Consider the following 21,269-nt stretch of genomic DNA (forward strand, 5'->3'; position numbering starts at 1 on the left):
CCGTGTACCGGCCCGTGTACCGGCCCGCGGGCCGGCCACCTGGTCCGTACTAAGAGCAGTCATCGTCAACATGTTCTCCAAACCCGCACCGCCGGTTCTCCCCGACGTACCGAGGATCACTTGACAGCGCCTCACCAACGGAGATTCGCCGCTGTTCGAGTGCAACCTCGACACCTTTTTCGACGCGATGGTTCCGCGACCGGAGGAATAAGCCGGCCGACCACGCACAGCACCCGACCCAGGGCTGGCCGGCCGAGCAGCCGACCGGCCGATCGGTTGGTCACAAGGGTCGAAGCAACCAGCCACGGAGCCCAGGTCCCAGCTCCGCCGCCGCATGCGTCCATAAGACCGGCCGCGGCGCACATTGTCAAACTCGACGTCAACATCGGTCGGTTCGCGCGCCGCCGGGCGCCCGCGCCCGCGGCCCGTCAGCCCCCGATGTGCGCCGCCCGCCGCTCCCGCGCGGAAGCCAGGATGCGGTGGATCGTCTGGGGCGTGACGAACAGCGCCTCGGCGATCTCACGCTCGTCGGCACCGGCCGCCTGCCGGGTGACGATGTCCCGTTCCGTCCGGGTCAGCTCGACCGCCGGGCGGCGCGCGAGCGGGGCACCGGCCACGGCGAGCCGGTCCCGGATCCGCTCGTACATGCCCGTGGCACCGCACCGCCAGGCCAGGTCGGCCGCCTGTCCCAGCAGCACCGTCGTCTCGGCCGCCTTGCTCACCCCCGCCAGCGCGTACAGGGCACGTGCGTACTCCAGCCTGGACCGGGTGGGAGCCAGCAGTGCCGCGGCCTCCCGCAGGTCATCCACCCCACCGTCGACGTCGCCCGCGACGAACCGAAGCTCGCCGAGCAGGCGCAGGGTGCGTCCGACCGCGCTCGGCGCACCCCAGGCCCGGGCCGCCGCCAGCTCCTCCCCGAGCAGCTCGACGGCCGCGGCATGCCGGCCGAGACCGGACAGCGCCCGCGCGCGCAGCGAGCGCCACGGCCGCCAGCCCGGGTTGCGCGCGCTCACCATCAGCGCCCGGCTGTCGTCCAGGGCGATCAGTGCCTCCTCGAAACGCCCATGGGCGATGTGGAGACCGGCGTGCATCTCCGCGAAGACACGGTCGGCATCGGCCGGCCGTGGGGTGTCCCGCACCTGGTCGGCGAGCGACCGGGCCCCGGCCAGGTCACCCATGTCGATCAGCACCCCGACCGCGTAACCGTTCGCGTACCCCGCGCCGAAGGCGAGCCCCCAGGACGCCGACTGGTCACTCGCGATCCGGAACAGCTGGTAGGCCTCCCGCAGGTCGCCGAGCCCCCAGGTGCAGTACGCGCGCCACAGGTTCGCGCCCAGCGCGCCGAACACCGAGCCGTGCTGGTGCGCGTATGCCAGGCTCTCCGCCCACACCGCGTCGGTGTCCTCGTCGGCCAGGTGCAGCGTCACACCGGCCACCACGCACAGCAGGCCGACATCGGCGCGGGTCAGCACCCCGCCGTCCACCGCGAACCGGGCCAGCTCGATCGCGCGGGCCCGGTCCGTCCCGTCGATCGCCAGCTCCCAGGACAGCGCGGACGCCAGCATCCGCGCGCCGGGGCCACCACCGCTCACGGCCGGTTCGGGCTGCCGACGCCAGACGGCCGCTTCGACGTCGTGCATGTAGCCGCCGATCCTGGCCAGGCCGAGCAGCCCCTGCCGCTCGTCGTCCAGCTCGGCCGGCAGCTCGTCCGCCACCTCGTAGCCGAACCGGGTCGCCTCACCGGGGGTGCCCGCGAACGTCAGCGCCCGGGTCAGCATCTGTGCCATCTCCGCCCGCAGCGGCCCGGCCTCCAGCTCCGCGTACGCCTGCGCCAGGTGGGTGACGGCGGCGACCCCGTCGCCCAGGACGGCCGCATGTGCCAGCTCGGGCAGCACCTGCGCACGCAGCCGCGGTTCGGGCTGCTCGCGCAGGGCGCGGGCGAGATAGGACGCGGCGGCGTCGGGCGCACCGCGCTCGCTGGCCCGAGCCGCCGCTCGGCGCAGCACGTCGACCACCCAGGGGTCACCGCGGTGCGGAACCTGCAGCAGGTGCGCGGCGATCTGCTCCGGGGCGGCCCCGGACTGGTACAGCACCCGGGCCGCGCTGTCGTGGTGAAGCTGGCGCTCCCCGGGCGGCAGGTCCCGGTAGACCGCGTCGGCCACCAGTGGATGCACGAAACCAAGCGGGTAGTCGTCGCGCAGCACCTCGGCCCGGGCCAGCGCGCCGACGGCGGCCGCCGTGGCCGCGTCCGACAGGCCGGCCAGGGCGGCGACGGTCGGCAGCACCGCGCCGCCGCCCAGCACCGCGATCCAGCGGGCGACCGTGATGCTCTCCCGCGGCATCCTCGCCAGCCGCATCAGCACCAGGCTGGAGACCGCCCGCGAACCGATCGTCGTGACGGTGCCGGCGTGCGCGCTGTCCGGGCGGACCCCCTCGACCAGCAGCGCACGCAGCAGCTGCCGCAGGTAGAGCGGGTTTCCGGCGGTGGCGTCGTGGCAGGCGGCCACGAAACCGTCCTGGGCGTCGGTGCCGAGGCGGGCCCGGACCAGGTCGGCGACCGCGTGCCTACCCAGCGGTGCGGGACGGATCCACACCGTGGCGGGGTCGTGCGTCACCTCGGCCAGCAGGGCCTCGTCCTCGCCGCGCTCACCGGTCCGCACCGTGGCGACGATCAGCACTGGCATGCCCTCGGTGCGGCGGACGAGGTACGCCAGGAACCGCAGCGACGCGCTGTCGCACCACTGCAGGTCGTCCACGGCGAGCATGATCGGCGCCTGGGCGGCGAGCCGCATCGTCAGCCAGTACAGCCCGTGCAGCACGGCGAGCGAGCCGTCGCCGCGCGGGACGGCCGGCGCGTCACCCGGGCGTCCCCCGTCGCGCCCGTCCCGCGGGTCGGGCCCGACCCGCCCGCCCCACAGATTCGGCATGTCACCGGTCTGGCCGAGGTCGAAGACCGTGGCGGCCTGCGCCGCCGGGCCGGTCAGCAGCTCATGGTCGGGTGTCGCCGCGGCGACCTCCGCCTCGAACAGCTGGCGGACCGCACCGAAGGCGAACTCCCGCTCCAGCTGGCTCCCCCGGGCCGTGAGGACCCGGAACCCGCCGGCGACGGCGGGCCGCCGGGCCTCGACGAGCAGGCGGCTCTTGCCGATCCCGGCCGGGCCCTCGATCACCACCAGCCTGGCCTGCGCCTCGGCCGCGTCGGCGACGCAGGCGGCGAGCTCGGCGACCTCCCGGTCACGATCGACCAGGTCGTCACCCGCCGGCACCGGCGCGGACCATCCGCCCGGCCGGGCCGGTAGCGGTGCCCACCCCGGCCCCGGCGCCGGGCCTGTGGCCAGGCCTGGGCCCGCGGCTGTGCTCGGGCCTGGAGCTGTGGCAATGGCTGGAACTGTGGCAATGGCTGGAGATGGGATGAGGGTTGGGGCTGTGCTTGGGGCTGGGGCTGGGGTCGAGGGAGGCGGGACAGGCGACGACGGGGCCGGCGCCGGTGCCTCCAGAGCCGGTGACTGACGCAGCACCTCGGCCTCGAGGGCGCGCAGTGCCGGCCCCGGGTCGATCCCGAGCTCGGCCGCAAGGACCTCCCGGGCCCGGCGCAGCGCCGACAGCGCGTCACCCTGGCGCCGCGATCGGTAGAGGGCCAGGACGAACAGCCGCCAGCGCTCCTCCCGCAGCGGCTGCTCGGCGACCAGCGCCTCGATCTCGGGCACGACGACAGCCGTCTCACCGCGGCCGAGCCGGGCCTCGATCAGCTGTTCGCGGGCGACCTCACGCAGCTCGGCGAGTCTGGCCGCCTCGGGCTGCGCCCATGGCTCGTCCTGATACTCGCCGAAGGCCGGCCCGCGCCACAGGCCCAGCGCCGCGGTGAGCACCGCCACCCGCGCGTCCGGGTCCACCTCGGCGGCGGCCCGGCGCACCAGTTCCTCGAATCGCCAGGCATCGACCGCGTCGGGGGCGACCCGCAGCGCGTACCCGGATCCCGACCTGATGATGATCGAGGCCCGGGACCGGGCGGTCCGCTCGGGTTCCAGGGCGCGGCGCAGGTGGGACACATACGACTGCAGCGCCCCGCTCGGCCCCGACGGCGGGTGGTCGGCCCACAGCAGATGGATCAGCCGGTCGGCGGCGATGGCGTCGCCGCGGGCCACCACGAGCAGGCCCAGCACCGCCCGCTGACGGCGACCACCGAGATCCAGCTCGACCCCGCCACGGGACGCCGTGAGGTCCCCCAGGACGGTGATCGCCGCCGCCTCGGCCACCTCGCCATGCCCCTCGGTGGCGGCGGGGAGGGCGTCGCCGCCGCCGCGGTCACCAGCGTCCGGTCCGACACGGCCTGGACCACCCCGCACAGCTCTCCCCCCACTGCCCGGATGCCCGGCTCTGCTGTCGCATCGTCGCATATGACGCGGATCAGGCGTGCCCCGGTCCGACGTCCGCCGCCCCGTGACGTGGGCCGGAACCCACGCTCAACAAGCGGTGCTCCAGGAGCGTCAGTCTTCAAGTCGCCCGCAACCGGTCAGCCGCAAGTAGCTCGCAAGCGGCTGCCGGCACTGTCGTCCCATCGCACGACAGGCCTGGGAGAAGCGCTGTGAACACACACCCGACCACGACCGGATCCGCCTCGTCCGGCGGCGCGACGCACGCGACGTATCCGCGTGGTCTGCTCGTCGCCGGCGACCCCGGCTTCGACCTCGCCCGCAAGCCCTGGAACCTGGCCGTGGAGCAGCGCCCGGCGGCGATCGCGCATCCCGCCGACGCCACCGAGGTGGCCGCGGTGGTCCGGCTGGCCGCGGCCAGCCGCCTGCGGGTCGCCGCGCAGGCGACCGGGCACGGCGCCGGGGCACTCGGCCCACTCGACGACGTGGTGCTGCTGCGGACGTCCCGGCTCACCGGCGTCGCCCTCGACGCCCGGGCGCGACAGGCCCGGGTGGGCGCCGGAACGCGGTGGCTCGACGTGGTGCCCCCGGCCGGCGGGCAGGGCCTCGCCGCGCTGCACGGCTCGTCCCCCGACGTGGGGGTGGTGGGCTACTCACTCGGCGGCGGCCTGAGCTGGTACGGCCGGGCGCTGGGCCTGGCGGCGAACAGCGTGACCGCGGCGGAGCTCGTCACCGCCGACGGCACGCTGGTGCGCGTCGACGCCGACCACGAACCCGACCTGTTCTGGGCCCTGCGCGGCGGCGGGGGCAGCTTCGGTGTCGTCACCGCGCTGGAGTTCGCCCTCCACCCGATCAGCACCGCCTACGCGGGCCTGCTGGCCTGGGACTGGCGGCACAGCGAGCGGGTGCTGACCCGCTGGCTCGACTGGGCGGGGCCGGCGCCCGACGCCGTCAGCACGTCGCTGCGCCTCCTCCAGGTACCGCCGCTTCCCGAGATGCCCGAGCCGGTCCGCGGCCGAGCACTCGTCATGATCGACGGTGCGGTGCTCGCCGACAATCTTGAGGCCGAGCGGATCCTCGCACCGCTGCGCGAGCTGGCCCCGGAACTCGACACCTTCACCCGGCTGCCCGCGTCCGCGCTGCTGCGGCTGCACCTGGACCCGGAGGGCCCGACCCCGCTGGTCTCCGCCAGCCGCACGCTGCACGAGCTGCCGGCGGGCGCGGTCGGCACGCTGCTGGACGTCGCCGGCCCGGACTCCGGCACCTCGCTGCAGGTCGCCGCCGAGCTGCGCCAGCTCGGCGGGGCGCTGTCCCGACCGGCCGCCGGCGGGGGCGCGCTCGCCTCGCTGGACGGCGCGTTCGTGCTGTACGCCAGCGGCGTCGTCCCCACCTCCGAGCTGCTCGCCCGGGCACGGCTGGACGCGCGCCGGGTCGTCGACGCCATGGCGCCGTTCAGCGCCCGCCAGCAGTGCCTGAACCTCACCGCGAACCGCACCGACGTCGCCGCCGGCTACGACCCGCTCGCCTGGGCGCGCCTGCGGGCGATCCGTGCCGCCGTCGACCCGGGCGGAATGTTCGTCGCGGGCCACCCGGTCCCGCTGACCGCCTGAGCCCGCTGACCGCCTGAGCCCGCTGACCGCCTGAGCCCGCTGACCACACCCGCCCACAGCCCCGCAGCAGTCCCCAGCCCCGCAGCAGTCCGAGCCCTGCGAAGGATGCCGAACCCATGGACACGATCCAGGCCCTCCCGGCCGCGAGGCCGATCACCACCGCCCACACCGCCACCGTTCCTTCCCCCGCTCCCCTTTCCGCCACCAGCCGGTCCGCGACCACCGGCCGGATCGCAACCAACAACCGGACCGCGACCACCCGCTGGCCGTCGCCGCAGGCCGAGCGCCTCGTGGTCACCGTGCTGATGTCGGACGTCCGTGGCTACAGCGGCATCGCGCAGCGCTCCGATCCGGTGGTCCTCGCCGGTCAGCTGGACGCCCACCGCCGGGAGATGGTCGCGGCGATCCGCCAGACCGGGGGGATCGTCGTGCAGTACGCCGGTGACGCGGTGGTGGCCGCGTTCGGAATGCCGGCGTTCGGGGTGCCGGCCCGGCGCGCGGACCATCGGCGGCGCGCCTGCCGAGCCGCCCTGGCGATGCACCGACGGCAACGGCGCCTGGACGGCGAGTGGGCCGCCCGCGGTCTCGAGCCGTTCGGTCTCGGCATCGGTGTCTGCACCGGTGAGGTGGCCGCGGCCGTGCTCGGCGGGGACGAGCGGCTCGGCTACACCCTGGTCGGCGACACCGTGAACCTCGCCGCACGGCTGCAGAGCATGGCCCGTGAACCGGGCATGACGGTCGTGTCCGCCGCGACCGCCGCCGGGCTGGCCGGTGCCGAGGTCCTCGGGCTGGCACCGACGACGGTCAAGGGCCGGGTCGGCCTCGTCCAGGCCTACCGGCTCGTCGACAACGTGATCACCCGGCGGCACCCGGTACCCGTGGCCGACTCTCGCGGGTGGCCCGACGCCGGCCCGGACCACGCGGCCGCTGCCTGAGCCCACCGCCGCCGGCTCGCGTAGCGGCCTGACCTGCGTGGGGAAGCGTTCGGATATGCCGGCACCGAAAACACCGGCGGGGGCACCTCGCGGGATTTCCCTATTCCTTTCGGGGAAAGCCCGCGGGCACCGAAGCACCGGTGCCGACCCGGCTTGGCGCCTGGAACTCGGCGACGGCAGAATCATCCGAGAAGGCATGAACCGCCCGGATACGGAACGCCCGGAAGAGGCGTTTGGGCATCGCAGCGAGAAGGGCTTCGGGTGCGCGCATGGCGATCGGCGGCGTGACGCCGCTGCGTCCGACGGATCCCCGCCTCATCGGTCCGCACACCCTCGAGAGCGTTCTCGGCAGCGGCGGGATGGGCCGGGTCTATCTGGGGCGCTCACCGGCCGGCCGCCGCGTCGCGGTCAAGGTCATCCACGATCATCTGGCCCGCGAGGAGCAGTATCTTGCCCGCTTCCAGCGGGAGGCCCGGATCGCGTACAGCGTCGCGCCGTTCTGCACCGCCGAGGTCCTCGACTTCGGCGTCTTCGACGGCCGGCCCTACATCGTCACCGAGTTCCTCGAGGGGCCGACCCTCGCCGAGGCCGTCACCACGCACGGGCCGCTGTCGACCACCGACCTGCACCAGCTCGCGGTGTCCATCGCCGCGGCACTCGCCTCCATCCACAGCGCCGGGCTGGTGCACCGCGACATCAAGCCGGCCAACGTGCTGCTGTCGAAGACCGGCCCGCGGGTCATCGACTTCGGCGTGGCGATGTCGATCGAGTCGCAGTCACTGCTGACCAACGCCTCGGACACCATCGGCACCCCCGCCTTCATGGCTCCCGAGCAGGCCGCCCGGGAGCCGACGGGTGCGTCCGCCGACGTGTTCGCCTGGGGCGGGGTCCTCGCGTTCGCCGGCACCGGGCGGTCACCGTTCGGGACCGGAGCCGCACCCATCGTCATGTACCGCGTGGTCCACGAGGAGCCGGATCTCGACGGTCTCGACTCCCGCCTGCTCCCCCTGGTCCGGGCGGCGATGAGCAAGCGCCCCGCGGACCGCCCGAGCGCCGCCGAGCTACTCGGCGAGCTGACCGGGTCGACCCGTCCTTCGGCCGCGCTGGCCGCGACCAGGCCCTCCGGGGAGGCGCCTCCGCGGGAGGTGACCCCAGCCCCGGCCTGGGCACCTGAGCCGGAGCAGGACGCGGAGCTGCGCCGCCGGATGTCCGTGCCACCATCGGCGACCGCGACCGGTTTCGGGCCGCCCGCGACACCCCCGTCATCCGCGACACCCCCGTCATCCGCGACACCCCCGTCATCCGCGACACCTCCGGCGCACGCAGCACGCCCGGCACAAGCACCCCCGGCGCCCGAACAGCAGAACGGCACAGCGCCAGCCGCCGCGCCGCAGCCCGCCACCGACGAGGAGGCCGCGGCGAACGACCTCCCGGCGGCGGGCCGGCGCAGTTCCCGACGGCGCCGTTCCCGGCGGGAGACCAGGCGGCGCGCGGTCGGGGCCGCGGTGGCGACGGCAGCCGTGCTCGGGGTGACCGGCGTGGTCCTGCTCGCCGGGGGCTACCTGACGGACTCCGACGCCCCCGGCGCGAAACCCGGTCCCGCCGTTCAGACCTCGGCGCAGACGCCCTCCACGCCCGCCACGTCGGCCAGTCCGCAGTACAGCGAGCAGGACTGGATCAGTGTTCTCCAGCGGCTCGACCAGGCCCGGGTAGCCGCGTTCGAGTCCGCCGACGTCCGCCTGCTCTCCCAGGTCTACGCCGAGGGCAGCGGCGCGCGGGCGACGGACGAGGAGGCGATCCAGCTCATGAGCGCGAACGGCGCGCGCGGCAAGGGCGGGCAGCAGACCGTCCAGTCGGTCGAGGTGGTGAGCCACAACGCGTCGGTCGTGGTCCTGCGGTTCACCGCGAGCATGGCGCCGTTCACGATCGTGGCCGCTGACGGCTCGGTCATCGACCGCAGGCCGGGGGCGACCTCGGCCACCCGGGAGGTCAACCTCGTCAGTACGCCGGAAGGCTGGCGCATCACCGCCGTCTGAGGCGGCCGGCACGACGGTCCGAGCCCCGGCCGGGCCCTGTTCCACGATGGTGGACGCCTGCGGCCGGCCACGACGGCGCGGGTCGCGACAGCACTAGAGTCCTCGTCGTCGCCTACCGCCGGGAGCGCCGATGCACGCCGTCCCGCCCGCCGGCCGCACGGCGCACCGCCCGGTCGCGCCGGTGTTCGCTCTGGTCATCGCCCTGCTGTCGCTGATCGTCCTGATCGGTGGCGACACCGGCGGCGGTACGCAGGTGATCATTGAAGGCCCGGTCAACCGGCAGGTCTCCGCGGGGCTGGCGCGCACCCCGCCGATGGGCTGGAACAGCTGGAACGCGCTGGGCGCGGCAGCCACCGAGCAGGACATCCGGGCCGCGGCCGACGCCCTGGTCAACTCGGGGATGCGGGCCGCCGGCTACCGGTACGTGATCATCGACGACGGCTGGCAGGCGCCGGCCCGCACGGCGGGCGGCAGGCTCGCCGCCGACCCGCAGCGCTTCCCCACCGGCATCGCCGCCCTCGCCGACCACGTCCACGCCCGGGGTCTGCTGCTGGGCCTCTACTCCTCCCCCGGCACCGCCACCTGCCAGGGCCTGCCCGGCAGCTTCGGGCACGAGTCCGCCGACGCGGCCACCTTCGCCGCCTGGGGCGTGGACTATCTCAAGTACGACGCCTGCACCTACCCGTCGCTGCGCCCTGCCGGCACCGACGCCCGCCGCTGGCTGCGGGCCGGTTTCGCCCGCATGCGCAACGCCCTCGACGCCACCGGCCGGCCGATCGTGTTCAGCATCAACCCGTCCGCCGACGGCGATCCGCAGGCGGTGACACCGTGGGAGTGGGCACCGTCGGTCGCCCACCTGTGGCGGGTCACCAACGACCAGGCACCATGCTGGACGTCCACCCAGCCCCTCGACGGCTACCCGGACGTCTGCCTGACCGACAACCTCGACGCCACCGCCCGCTGGACGGCCAGCGGCGGCCCCGGGCACTGGAACGACCTCGACATGCTGACGATCGGCCTGACCCCGGCCACCGCCAATCCCTTCGTGGAGCAGCTGGCCGAGCTTGCCACCGGAACCGACGCGCCCGCGCTCGACGACACCGAGGCACGCAGCGAGCTGGGTCTGTGGGCGATGCTGGCCTCGCCGCTGATCGCCGGCAACGACCTGACGACGATGACCGAGAGCACCCGCGCGATCCTCACGAACACCGCCGTGCTCGCCGTCGACCAGGACCCGCTCGGTGCCCCCGCGACCAGGGTGGCGCGCGCCGACGGCGTCCTGCTGTGGTCCCGTCCGCTGGCGGGCGGCGATCTCGCCGTGCTGGCGGTCAACCGCGGCGACCGTGCCCGGACAGCCACGGTCACCGGCGCGGAACTGGCGCTGCCGGCTTCCGCGGCTGGCTACCGCGCCACGGACCTCTGGACGGGCAAGGTCAGCCACACCGCCGACGGCTCGCTTCCGGTCGCTCTCGCCCCGCACGGGTCGGCACTGTTCCGCCTGCACCCCGCACGATGACCATGGCCTCGGGACCAGAAGTCCCGCGTCCTCGTCTCAGCGCGGCGCCACGCCCCCGACTGTGGTTCGGGCCCTGACAACAGGGCACGCCCAGACCTGTCCCCTACCCTGCTCCGTCCGCGCCGAGGGAAGATCACAGGACGGACTATTCGGACGACGATGACCGAAGCCGCGGTCGAGCGCACCTGACATCGGCAGGAGGCCCAGCATGGCTCCACGCAACATCCTGATCGCCCTGGGCTTCGCGGCGGTCGCGGTGGCCCTGTTCGTGATCGGCGCCGGCGTCATGACCAGCCGGGCCGGCAGCGACGCCGTCATTCTCGCCGGCGTCGTCTGTGCTGTCGGGGCCCTCCTGTCGCTGGCTCGGCCCTCGGACGGCAAGGACGGCAAGGACGGCAAGGACGGCAAGGACGGCAAGGACGGCAAGGACAAGGTCGGCAGCGCAGGCGGAGCAGGCCGGAGCCGCCGACCGTGAGCAGCAGCCACCGACCGTGAGCGGCGACGTCGCCCCACGACGTCCAGTACAGACAGACAGCGACAGCGACAGCGACAAGGCACCCTGCCCCCGCGAACCAGTCAGGTCGTCCGAGCACGCGAAAAGAGGTCGATATGCGCGGGACCGAACAGCTGCTCGACCGCATTGAACGGGACGAGCGGCTTGACACGATCGCCGACGGTGTTTCGGGCTTCTGGTCATCAGCGCTGCGATCCGAGCGTCTGCGGGATGTGCTGTGCGGCCGGGCGCTCGGCCATCCGCTGCACCCGGCGGCGATACTCGTGCCAGCCGGAACGCTGCTGAGCGCGACCCTCCTGGACACCACCGGCGGCGCGGCCCTCCGCCCCGCGGCCCGCCGGCTCCTCGCGCTCGGCCTGCTGTCAGCCGGCCCGGCCGCGCTCGCCGGGTGGTCGGACTGGCTCGACACCGGGGGCGCCGAGCGGCGAGTCGGCCTCGTCCATGCCGCGTCCAACATCGTGGGGATCGCGAGCTACGCCGTGTCGTGGAACCAGCGCCGCCGCGGCGCCCGCGGGCTGGCCGCCAGCGTCACCGGAGCGGCTGCCCTCGGCATCGGCGGCTGGCTGGGCGGCCACCTCGCGTACGCGCAGGGGGTCGGCGTCGACACCACCGCCTTCCAGCGGGGCCCGGCTGACTGGACGGATGTGCTGGCCGCCGGCGAGGTCACCCTGGAACCGCGAAAGGTCGAGATCGACGGGGTGCCGGTATTGTTGACCAGGGTCGACGGCCAGATCGTCGCGATCGGCGACCGCTGCACCCACCGGGGCGGCCCCCTGCACGAGGGTGATCGCGTCGGCGGCTGCGTTCGCTGCCCCTGGCACGGCAGCCGCTTCGAGCTGGAGTCCGGAGCGGTCGTGCGAGGCCCGGCGACCCGTCCGCAGCCGCTCTACGAGGTCCGTGAGATCGCTGGGCGGGTGCAGATCCGCCGGCCGGAGGTCCGGGCGCTGCGTGCCAACCCCGTCGGGCCGTCAGCCGGCCCGCACGAGGCGCGGCCGAGGGTCACGGCCGAGGGCCACGTCGTGGCCGCGGCGGATCGACCGAGACAGCACGTGTGACGGCGCCCTGGCACGACGTGCCATGCCGCGAACCGGAGCCATCGCGAACCGCGTTCGGCGCGGCGCGGCGCGGCCCGGAATCGCCGAGCACAATCCGCCGCGAAATACGGTGGACGCATCACGCCCGAAGGCTGAACAGCCGACGGGTTTCGACCGGCTTCCGCAGCCTGCCGGCAAAAGGCTGAGCCGCTCGCGGGCACACGGGTCCCGGCCGGCCCCCGTGGAGTGACCGTGCGGGCCGACGGCTTTCACCCGGACCTGCGGTGACCTCACGGCAAAGTCCCGATGAATGTTCCATGACCGACTCGACCCCGCCGCGACATCTCGATAGCTTCCCATCTCGGACAATTCCCCCTCCAGGAATGTTCCGTACGGGGACCGTTCGGCCAGCAAAGGTTTCCCAGCGGCGAGGTGAGACCCGTGAAAGAATCGTTCCTCGCGGCCTGGAGCCGTGCGCCGCGCGGCCGCCGCCCCCGCGCCCGCGTCTCGGGCCGCTCCTGGACCGTGCTGGGCACCGCCGCGGTCCTCGCAACGGCCGCGCTGCTGGTGAGCGGGGTCGGCCCGGGGCAGACTCCGGGGCCCTGGTCACCAGCCGGCGACGAAGCCGCGGCGAGCGCGCAGCAGAGCCCGACCCAGTCGGCCGCGGCCCGTCGCGGCCAGCCCGACCGAGGCGGCACCGGCTCAGGACCCCACGGCGACGGACCCCACCGCGGCCGGTGAGCGGCCCGAACCCACCACCGAACCGCCTCCCCCGGCCCCCCCTCCAGTCACCGCACCCGGCCCAAGCCGTCGACCACCCGGCCGACATCCCGCGGAGGTGGCACGCCGGCCCAGCCCGCGGCGCGGCCGCCCCGCCGCGCCGCACCGGCACCAGCGGCCACCGTCGCGGCCGCCCCGGCCCTGCCGCCGCGCCCCCCCCGCCGCCGCGCCGGTGGCCCGCCACCCGCGACCACCCAGCAACAGCGTTCGGGCGTCGTGACCTTCACCGACCTCGCGACCGGCTACTGCCTCGACAGCAACAGCGCCGGGAACGGCTACACGATGGGCTGCAACGGCGGCCAGTACCAGCAGTGGACGGTGTACGGCTACGGGACCCTGGTGCTCGTCAACCGGGCGACCGGCCTGTGCCTGGACAGCAACGCCAGCGGCAACGCCTACACGATGGGCTGCAACAACGGCCAGTACCAGCAGTGGAGGATGGTCGAGTCCGGCTACGGCACGGTGAACCTGGTCGACGTCGCGACCGGCCTCTGCCTGGACAGCAACGGCCAGGGAAATCTCTACACGATGGGCTGCAACAACGGCTCGTACCAGCGGTGGGCACGTGGCTGACCTGCTGCGGGAGCATCGCACCCTGATCCTTGACATCCTGACCGGCGTCGTCGGCCTCGTGCTGGTGATCGTGTTCACCCGCTGGTTCTCCCGGACCAGAGGCTGGCGTCGGACGATCTCCCACCGACGCCGCCAGTTCGCCGGGGGTGTGCGGGACCTCGGCCGCCTCGCCACCGCCTGGTACCGCTTCCATCGGGATGTACGCGACATCGCCGTGCTGCTCACGGACCCGGCACTCGGCCCGCACACCGTCGCCGCGCTCGCCGCGGCGGACGGGGGCGAGCCCGCGCCGCCGGTGGGACGGCGGGCGGACATCTGGCCGTTCCAGGCCGTCGTGCGGGCCGACACGATCCAGGCCCACGTCGCCGGGCGCGAGGTGGACGCCGCCGGGCCGGTGCTCACCCGCGCGGAGCTGGCCGCGCCACCGGTCAGCCCCGGTACCGCCGACCTCCCGGCGGCCGGCGCGCCGGGCCGCGCCCCAGCGCGGACGCACTGCCCGGTCGCGGTCGGCCTGCTGCCCGGGTCGCGCGCCGCACTGGCACTGCTCGACCTCGCCGCGCTCCCCTCGGTCGGGACCATCGAGGGCCCGCCGGCCCTGTCCCGCCGGCTGGCGGCCACGATCGCGGCGCAGATCGCCGCCGGCGTCGTGGCTCCGGCCGGAACCCGGCTGATCGTCGTCGACGCGATCCTGCCGGGTTTCGGCGGACCGCCGCTTTCCGACGCCCTCGACCTCCTCGACTGGCAGGCGGCTGCCGGCCTGGTCCTCGGCGGCCCCGGTCCGGCCGGCTCGCCCTGGGATGACAGCCGCGGCCGGACCGGCGTCGGCGACGGCGACGGCGACGACCAGGCAGGGCCCACGGACCTGACGGTGCTGGTCTGCCCCGCTCCGGCAGCCGAAGATCTGCCACGTCTCGTCCGCCTCGTCGAGCTGCTGCCCAACCTGCGGGTACTCATGGTCGGCCGGCATCCCGGTCCGCGCTGGCGGCTCGAACTGGACGCCCTGGGCCGGATCACGGCTCCCGAGCTCGGTCTGCACGCGGACTGCGCCCCGCTGGAGCGCGGTGTGGCCCGTGCGTTGAGGGACCTCGACCGGAAGCACCGCCGCGCGGCCCCGGACGAGCCGGCAGCGGCCTGGCGGCCCGTCCCGGCCGCCGCCGCACCAGACAGCGACCCGCCGCTATCCGACGTCCCAGCGCCATCCGACGTCCCAGCGTCAGACAGCGGCACAGCACCAGACAGCGACGCGGTGACAGAAAGCGACGCGGTGACAGAAAGCAACATATCAGTGGCCGATGACGCGGCGACCATCCGCCCGGCCGCCCCGGGTGCCGGCGGACTGACCGAACCGGAGCCGGCCCGACACGAGGGCAGCCACGCCGCCGCGGCCATCGGCCGGCCCGGGACGGTCGACGCCGGCGTCGGCGCGGCGGGAGCGGAGGACTGACCGTGCACGTGCTGCTCAGCATCGAGAACCCCGCCGACCACCCGGCCCCGTTCCCGCCACCGCCCGCGCTCGGCCCGCCCCCGGTCGACATCCGCGGCGACGTCCTGGTCCAGCTGCGGCCCACGAGCACCGTCGGGGAGCTCGCCGCGAGCCTCGCCGACCCGGCGCCCGCCTGCTTCCTGGGCACCCGACCACTCGACCCGCGTGCCACGGTCCGGGGCAGCGGCATCGTCCCCGGACTGCGACTCGGTCTCGACACCCCGCCCCGCCCGGTCGATCCGCTGGTCACGCACACCGGCCCGACCCTGTGGTTCGAGGTGCGGGTCGTCGGCGGTCCGGACGCGGGACGGGTCTGGCGGGTCGGCCCCGGCGCCCACGACATCGGCGCGGCGGCGGGCAGCGCCATCGAGCTGGACGACGACGGCGTACCGCCGCTCGCCGCGGTGCTGCACATCGGGCACGGCGGAGACACCTGGCTCACCGGGATCTCCCCGACCGGGGTGCGCACGACCGTGCCCAGCGCGCCCGAGCTGCGCCGCACCGACGAGCACCGCGCGGCGCTGCGCGTCGAGCACCGGGACCTGCCCCTTCCACCCGAACCGCCGGACTGGCCCGAGGCCGGCCCCGGAGCACCCGGGTGCACGCCGTGGGAGGTGGGGTCGGACCTGGTCGTCGGACCGGTGCTGCTGCGCCTGGCCGAGCCCTTCGAGCCGGACGCCGCCATCACACCGGCCGAGGACGTCGTCGGCCACGACTTCAACCGGCCGCCACGGATCGTTCCGCCGTTGCTGACCTCACGCCGGCGTTTCCCGACGCCTCCGTCGCCGCCCGGCCGCCGGCCCGTCCCGGTCCTGATGATGATCGCGCCGATGCTGCTGGGCCTGGCGTTCGTGTGGTTCTTCCACTCCTTCTTCTTCCTGGTCATCATGCTGTTCAGCCCGATCCTGGCGTTCGCCAACTGGAGCCAGGACAGGCGCAGCGGCCGCCGCCGCTACCGGGAGGAGTGCGCGCGGTACCGGACCCGCCGGGCCGCGGGCGAGAGCGACCTGCGCACCGCGGTCCTCGCCGAGCGGCTGGCCCGCTGCGACGCCGCACCCGACCCGGCGGCCGTCGGCCTGACCGCCACCGGCCCGGGCCACCGGCTCTGGGAACGCCGGCGGACCGACCCGGACCACCTCCTGCTGCGGGTCGGGACGGTCGACCAGCCGTCGCTGATCGAGGTGGACGACCCAGCGCTCGACGACTACGACCGCCAGCTGCGCTGGAACGTCCCCGAGGTGCCGCTCGCGGTGGACCTGCCCGGCCGCGGTGTCGTCGGCGTTGCCGGTGAACGCAGCGCCGTCCACGCCCTCGCTCGCTGGCTGCTCGCTCAGTGCGCCGTCCTGCACAGCCCACGTGACCTGCAGCTCGTCGTTCTCACCGACGCGGCCAGCCGGCAGAGCTGGGAGTGGGTGCGCTGGCTGCCCCACGCCCGCCCGGCCTCGGCGGCCACCGGCCACGGTCCGTTCGTGCTGATCGGCAACGACCCCGAGACCGTGGCCCACCGAGTCGCGGAGCTGCAGGCACAGATCCGGGCCCGGCAGTCCGCCCGCGGCTCCGCGTTGGGACCGGTGATGTTCACCCAGCCGGATGTGGTCGTGCTCGTCGACGGGGCACGCCGGCTGCGGGATGTGCCGGGCATGATCCAGGTCCTCACCGACGGCCCCGCCGTGCGGATCTTCGCCATCTGCCTCGACACCGAGACACGCCTGCTGCCCGAGGAGTGCACCGCCGTCGTGCGCTGCGACGGCGGGGGCGGCGGTAACGGCGGCGGTGAGGGCCGTGAAGGTGGTGTGGGCAGCCTGACCGTGCGCCAGAGCGACATCCCCGAGGTGCCCGGGGTACGTCCGGACCTGGTCCTGACGCACTGGTGCGAACAGGTCGCCCGGGCTCTCGCCCCGCTGCGCGACATCAGCCCCGACACCGCCGACGGACTGCCCGACCGGGTCCGCCTGCTGGACCTGCTCGGGCTGGCCGAACCGGACCAGCCCGAGCTTCCGGCCGTCGTCGCCGCCGCCTGGGCGGCACGGCCGGCCTCGACCCGCTTCCCGCTGGGCACCGGCTTCGACGGCCCGGTCGTCCTCGACCTCGTCCGCGACGGCCCGCACGCGCTCGTCGCCGGGACCACCGGCGCGGGCAAGTCCGAACTGCTGCAGTCCCTCGTCGGCTCGCTGGCCGCCCACAACCGCCCGGACGAGCTGGTCTTCGTCCTGGTCGACTACAAGGGCGGCAGCGCCTTCCGGGGCTGCGCACGCCTGCCGCACACCCTCGGGATGGTCACCGACCTCGACCCGGCGCTCGCCGTCCGGGCCCTGGAGTCGCTGGCGGCCGAGCTGCGCCGGCGCGAGGAGGTGCTCGCCGCCGCGGCCGCCAAGGACATCGTCCACTACCGCTCGCTGCGGGCCCGGGAGCCCGGCCTGCCCGCGCTGCCCAGGCTGCTGCTGGTCATCGACGAGTTCGCCACGCTGGCCCGCGAGGTGCCGGACTTCATCCCGGGGCTGGTCAGCCTGGCACAGCGGGGCCGCTCGCTCGGCATCCACCTGGTGCTGGCCACCCAGCGGCCCGCGGGCGTGGTGACCGGCGACATCCGGGCCAACACCAACCTGCGCATCGCCCTGCGGGTCACCGACCCGATGGAGAGCTCGGACGTCGTCGACACCCCGGACGCCGCCCTCATCCCGGCGGCGGCTCCGGGTCGAGCGCTGGCCCGGCTCGCGCACCGGTCGACCCTCCTGTTCCAGACCGCCTACTGCGGCGCTCCCTATCCATCCACGCACCCGGCCGGTGCCGCTGCTCCAGGTGCCTCCGCCGACGCGGCCGGTTCAGCCGCATCAGCGGCTTCAGCAGGATCAGCTGATTTCGCGGGTTTCGCGGGTTTCGCGGGTCCGCGCGGCGCGGGCGACGAGCCAGCGGCCGTGCCGCTGTCGTGGTCCGCTCTCGGCCGCCCGTTGCCGATCATCGCCGCCCCAGCCGGCACCGACCCGGACCAGGCGGCCGACGATCTCGCTCCCACTGATCTGGACGTGCTCGTGGACGCGGTCCGCGCCGCCGCGGACCGCACCGGCCACGAGCCCCAGCCCAGCCCCTGGCTGCCCGCGCTGCGCCAGCGGGTGCTGTTCGAGGACCTGCTCGAGCGGTGCGGGCCCAGGGCGGTGCCGTACGCGCTGGAGGACGTTCCGAGCCGGCAGCTGCAGCGGCCGGTGTGCTGCGAGCTCGGCACGTTCGGGCACCTGTACGTCATCGGCTCGCCGCGCTCCGGACGGTCCCAGGTGCTGCGCACGCTGGCCGGCGGGCTCGCCCGCGCCCATTCCTGCGCGGACGTCCACATCTACGGCATCGACGCCGCCGGCGGGGCGCTGGCCGTCCTCGACGAGCTGCCGCACTGCGGGGCCGTCGTCACCGCGTCCGACCTGGAGCGGGTCGGCCGGCTCTGCGACCGCCTCACCGTGGAGCTGGCCCGCCGGCAGGCCCTGCTCGCCGAGTACTCCTGTGCGGGGCTGGACGAGCTGCGTGCCGCGATGCCCGACGGGACGGCCCCCGCCCATCTGGTGCTGTTCGTCGACGGCTGGGACTCCCTCGCCGCGACCCTGCCGGAGCATGACGGCGGCCGGCTCTACGACGCCCTGCTCGCCCTGCTGCGGGAGGGCACCGGTGCCGGCATCCACGTGGTGGCCACGGCCGACCGGGGCCTGCTGGCCGGGCGGGCCGGCGGCATGAACGATCACCGCGTGCTGCTGCGGATGGGCGAGCGCACCGACTACGCCACGATCCGCGTCCCGCCGCAGCGCGTCCCCGCGCACGTCCCGCCGGGGCGCGGGTGGCGGTCGGTGAACCAGGCCGAGCTCCAGATCGCGCTGCTCGACCCCGACCCGGCGGGCCAGGCGCAGGCCGACGCGCTGCGCCGGATCGCCACCCGGGCCGGCGTGCGCGACCGGGACGTACCGGCCGACCGGCGCCCGTTCCCGGTCGCGGCACTGCCCCGGGCGCTGACGTTCGCCGACGCGTTCGCGCGGGTCCCCGAGGCCGAGCGCGGCCCGCTGCGGGCGCTGCTCGGGCTCGGTGGCGACGAGGCCGCGCCGATGACGCTCGACTTCGCCGGCCGGGCGCACACCTTCCTCGTCGCCGGGCCCCCCGGGTCCGGGCGCAGCAACACGCTCGCCACCCTGGCGGTGTCGCTGCTCGCCGGGGGCACCCGGCTGGTCGTGGTCACCCCGCGGGACTCCCCGCTGCGCCGGCTCGCCGCCCACCCCCAGGTCACCCTGGCCGGCATGGACTCCCTGCAGGTGCAGGGGCCGGCGGTCGTCCTCGTCGACGACGTGGACCTCTTCGGGTACAACGCGCCGCTCGACCCACCGCTGCGGGAGATCGTCGCCGCCGGGCGGGACCGCGGCGTCGGCCTCGCCTATGCGGGCAGCGGGGAGATCCTGTCCCAGTCCATCAGCGGCTGGCTCGGGGAGGCCCGGCGCTCCCGGCAGGGCGTACTGCTGGCCCCGCAGTCCTCTCTGGAGGGCGACCTGCTGGGCACCCGGATCCCGCCGAGCCTGCTGCGCGGCGGGATCCGCCCCGGCCGCGGCTACGTCACCGACGCGACCGGGACGCTGCGCACCATCACCATCCCGCACACCGTCCTGCGGTAGACAGCCCCGGGCCCGCGCGGACGCCGCCGCGGCCCGCCGGGCTCGCTCAGCCGCCGGTCGAGGCGGGCGGGGGCTTGGACAGCTCCGTGTCCATGTTCTGCAGGTTCTGCGCGATCAGGTTGAAGCTCTCGGCGAACTTGCCGATGTTCTCGATCGCGGTGGTGAGCGAGGCGTTGAACTCGGTGTACTGGGCGCTCATCACCGGGCTGGACTGCTGCAGCCACAACCCACCACTGCCGGTGAGCAGCTCGGTCACCTGCCCCTGCAGCCGGATGAGCGTCGTCTTGATCTCGCCGCCCTCGGTGGTGAGTCGGCTGGCGACCGTGTTGACCTGGCCGTAGTCGACCTGGATCTCCGCCATGGATTCCGTCCTTCTCTCAGGAGGCGCTGATCGCGTCGTCCATCGCCTGCAGCTGGGCGACGATGTTGTTGAACTGCTGGGCGAAGCTGGTGATGTTGTTCACCGCGCCGGTCACCGAGGTGTTGAAGTCGGTGTACTGCTGGCTGAGCACGGGGCTGGACTTCTGCAGCCACAGGCCGCCGTCGCTGGTGAGCAGCGCCGTCACCGCCGACTGCAGTGAGGTCAGCTTCGGCACCGTCTCGGTGACGGCGGCGTTCAGCGACGTGGCGACGGTGTTCACCTTCGCGTAGTCGATCGAGATGTTGGGCATGGGCCGCTCCTGGTGATCAGATCCTGGTGATCAGACGCCGATGGGGTAATCGGAGTAGTCCGGTTCGGGGTCGGTGTGGGACTGCAGCGTCCACTGGCCGATCGCCGGGGTGCCGGTGTAGACGTCGGTCCCGTTCGGGCCGACCTCGGTCTTCGTCCCGGTGCCGTCCGGGTTCACCGCGACGGTCACGGTGGTCGTCTCGCCCTCGGTGTCCACGGTGACGCTCTGGTAGCCGCCGTTCGCCGCCGGGGTGACGTTCGTCGTGGTCGTACCGTCCCCGGTGGTGCTGGTGACGACATAGCTGTCGTCCGGGTTCGTCCTCTTGACGATCTCCTCGGTGGTGCCGTCCGAATGGGTGATGGTGGTGGTGTAGTCGACGACGTCCGGATCCCCGTCGTTGTCGCGGTCGACGTAGGTGTAGGACGTCGTCTCGGTGTAGGTCAGCCCGTTCGGCGTGGTGGTGGTGCTCGTCTCCGAGATGATCAGTCCCTGGTCGTTCACCTCGGCGGCGTTGGTCGTCGTCGACTCGCCAGGCCCGCCGGTCAGGCTGGTGGGCATCAGGCCCGGATCCTCCGGCGGCGGCCGGTCCGGCCCCCACAGCGGGATGGTGGCCGTCTGGAGCACACCGTTCTCGTCGTAGTACTGGTACGTGATGACCTTGTCCTTGGTCTCCTGGTAGTGCTCCCAGGCGAGCTTCCTGGCCTCCCACTGGCCGATCTGGGCCTGCAGCCGGCCGGTGTTGACCTTGCCGGCGAAGTCGGCGTCGACGTCGAAGAAGGCCTTGGCGACGCTGTCGAGCAGGTCGCCGAGCTCCTTCAGCTTGTCCATCGAGTCCTTGAACGGCTTGTGGCAGGCCGAGTAGAAGGCGCTCAACGCGGCGAACAGGGTGCCGTCACCCACGGCGACGGAGCCGACCTCGCCGCCCGAGCCGACCACCGAGCGCCCGGAGACCGTGTTCACGTCGGTCTCGATCTGCCCGCGCAGGCTGCGCATACTGCCCGCGAGGTCGTGCAGCAGCGCGTAGTCGAGCACGAGATCGGCCATACCGGCTCCTGACTGACCGCAACAGGGCCCGCGCGGGACGCGGGACGTGGAACTGCGGGGCCT

General features: G+C 74.2%; 14 protein-coding genes. 10 read left to right on the forward strand and 4 right to left on the reverse strand.

Going from position 1 to position 21,269, the window contains the following annotated elements; all coding sequences use genetic code 11:
• Nucleotides 1-428: 428 nt before the first annotated feature.
• Nucleotides 429-4,346 carry a BTAD domain-containing putative transcriptional regulator gene (locus ACG83_RS19365; RefSeq protein ID WP_054567617.1) on the reverse strand — a complete coding sequence of 1,306 codons (3,918 nt, stop codon included), beginning with the start codon at nt 4,344-4,346 and terminating at the stop codon, nt 429-431.
• Between the two features lie 239 nt (nt 4,347-4,585).
• Here ACG83_RS19365 and ACG83_RS19370 point away from each other — a divergent pair, with 239 nt between their 5' ends.
• The 10 genes from ACG83_RS19370 (at nt 4,586) to ACG83_RS19415 (ending at nt 19,491) form a co-directional block, all read left to right on the forward strand.
• Nucleotides 4,586-5,983, forward strand: coding sequence for an FAD-binding oxidoreductase (locus ACG83_RS19370; protein ID WP_054567618.1), 1,398 nt, complete (start codon nt 4,586-4,588; stop codon nt 5,981-5,983).
• Between the two features lie 116 nt (nt 5,984-6,099).
• Nucleotides 6,100-6,918 (forward strand): adenylate/guanylate cyclase domain-containing protein, encoded by an 819-nt coding sequence (locus tag ACG83_RS19375; protein ID WP_235498020.1) that lies wholly within the window; start codon nt 6,100-6,102, stop codon nt 6,916-6,918.
• 269 nt (nt 6,919-7,187) lie between these two features.
• Nucleotides 7,188-8,954 (forward strand): serine/threonine-protein kinase, encoded by a 1,767-nt coding sequence (locus ACG83_RS19380; protein ID WP_054567619.1) that lies wholly within the window; start codon nt 7,188-7,190, stop codon nt 8,952-8,954.
• 130 nt (nt 8,955-9,084) lie between these two features.
• Entirely contained in the window at nt 9,085-10,470 is a 1,386-nt protein-coding gene (locus ACG83_RS19385) for a glycoside hydrolase family 27 protein (protein WP_054567620.1), read from the forward strand.
• A 208-nt stretch (nt 10,471-10,678) separates the two neighbouring features.
• On the forward strand, nt 10,679-10,945 hold the full coding sequence (locus tag ACG83_RS45810; RefSeq protein ID WP_054567621.1) for a hypothetical protein: 267 nt from the start codon (nt 10,679-10,681) through the stop codon (nt 10,943-10,945).
• A gap of 134 nt (nt 10,946-11,079) precedes the next feature.
• Nucleotides 11,080-12,039, forward strand: coding sequence for a Rieske 2Fe-2S domain-containing protein (locus tag ACG83_RS19395; protein WP_054567622.1), 960 nt, complete (start codon nt 11,080-11,082; stop codon nt 12,037-12,039).
• Between the two features lie 420 nt (nt 12,040-12,459).
• Nucleotides 12,460-12,759: a hypothetical protein gene (locus tag ACG83_RS19400; protein ID WP_054567623.1), complete on the forward strand. Its 300-nt coding sequence runs from the start codon at nt 12,460-12,462 to the stop codon at nt 12,757-12,759.
• 180 nt (nt 12,760-12,939) lie between these two features.
• Complete coding sequence (locus ACG83_RS19405; RefSeq protein WP_054567624.1) at nt 12,940-13,371, forward strand: RICIN domain-containing protein; 432 nt, start codon at nt 12,940-12,942, stop codon at nt 13,369-13,371.
• Entirely contained in the window at nt 13,364-14,815 is a 1,452-nt protein-coding gene (locus ACG83_RS19410) for a hypothetical protein (RefSeq protein WP_054567625.1), read from the forward strand. The genes ACG83_RS19405 and ACG83_RS19410 overlap by 8 nt, the downstream gene beginning before the upstream one ends.
• A gap of 2 nt (nt 14,816-14,817) precedes the next feature.
• A complete protein-coding gene (locus ACG83_RS19415) occupies nt 14,818-19,491 on the forward strand; it encodes an FtsK/SpoIIIE domain-containing protein (RefSeq protein ID WP_083473372.1) in 4,674 nt (1,557 codons plus the stop codon).
• A 46-nt stretch (nt 19,492-19,537) separates the two neighbouring features.
• Here the strand turns inward: ACG83_RS19415 and ACG83_RS19420 are convergent, their stop codons facing one another.
• The 3 genes from ACG83_RS19420 to ACG83_RS19430 are packed head-to-tail and all read right to left on the reverse strand — an operon-like array spanning nt 19,538 to nt 21,206.
• The gene (locus tag ACG83_RS19420; RefSeq protein ID WP_054567626.1) at nt 19,538-19,852 is read right to left on the reverse strand and encodes a WXG100 family type VII secretion target; all 315 of its coding nucleotides are present in this window, start codon (nt 19,850-19,852) and stop codon (nt 19,538-19,540) included.
• A gap of 16 nt (nt 19,853-19,868) precedes the next feature.
• Complete coding sequence (locus tag ACG83_RS19425; protein ID WP_054567627.1) at nt 19,869-20,162, reverse strand: hypothetical protein; 294 nt, start codon at nt 20,160-20,162, stop codon at nt 19,869-19,871.
• A gap of 30 nt (nt 20,163-20,192) precedes the next feature.
• Nucleotides 20,193-21,206 carry a hypothetical protein gene (locus ACG83_RS19430; RefSeq protein ID WP_054567628.1) on the reverse strand — a complete coding sequence of 338 codons (1,014 nt, stop codon included), beginning with the start codon at nt 21,204-21,206 and terminating at the stop codon, nt 20,193-20,195.
• Nucleotides 21,207-21,269: the final 63 nt, after the last annotated feature.

Origin of the sequence: Frankia sp. R43 (assembly GCF_001306465.1) — a bacterium.
Lineage (GTDB): Bacteria > Actinomycetota > Actinomycetes > Frankiales > Frankiaceae > Parafrankia > Parafrankia irregularis.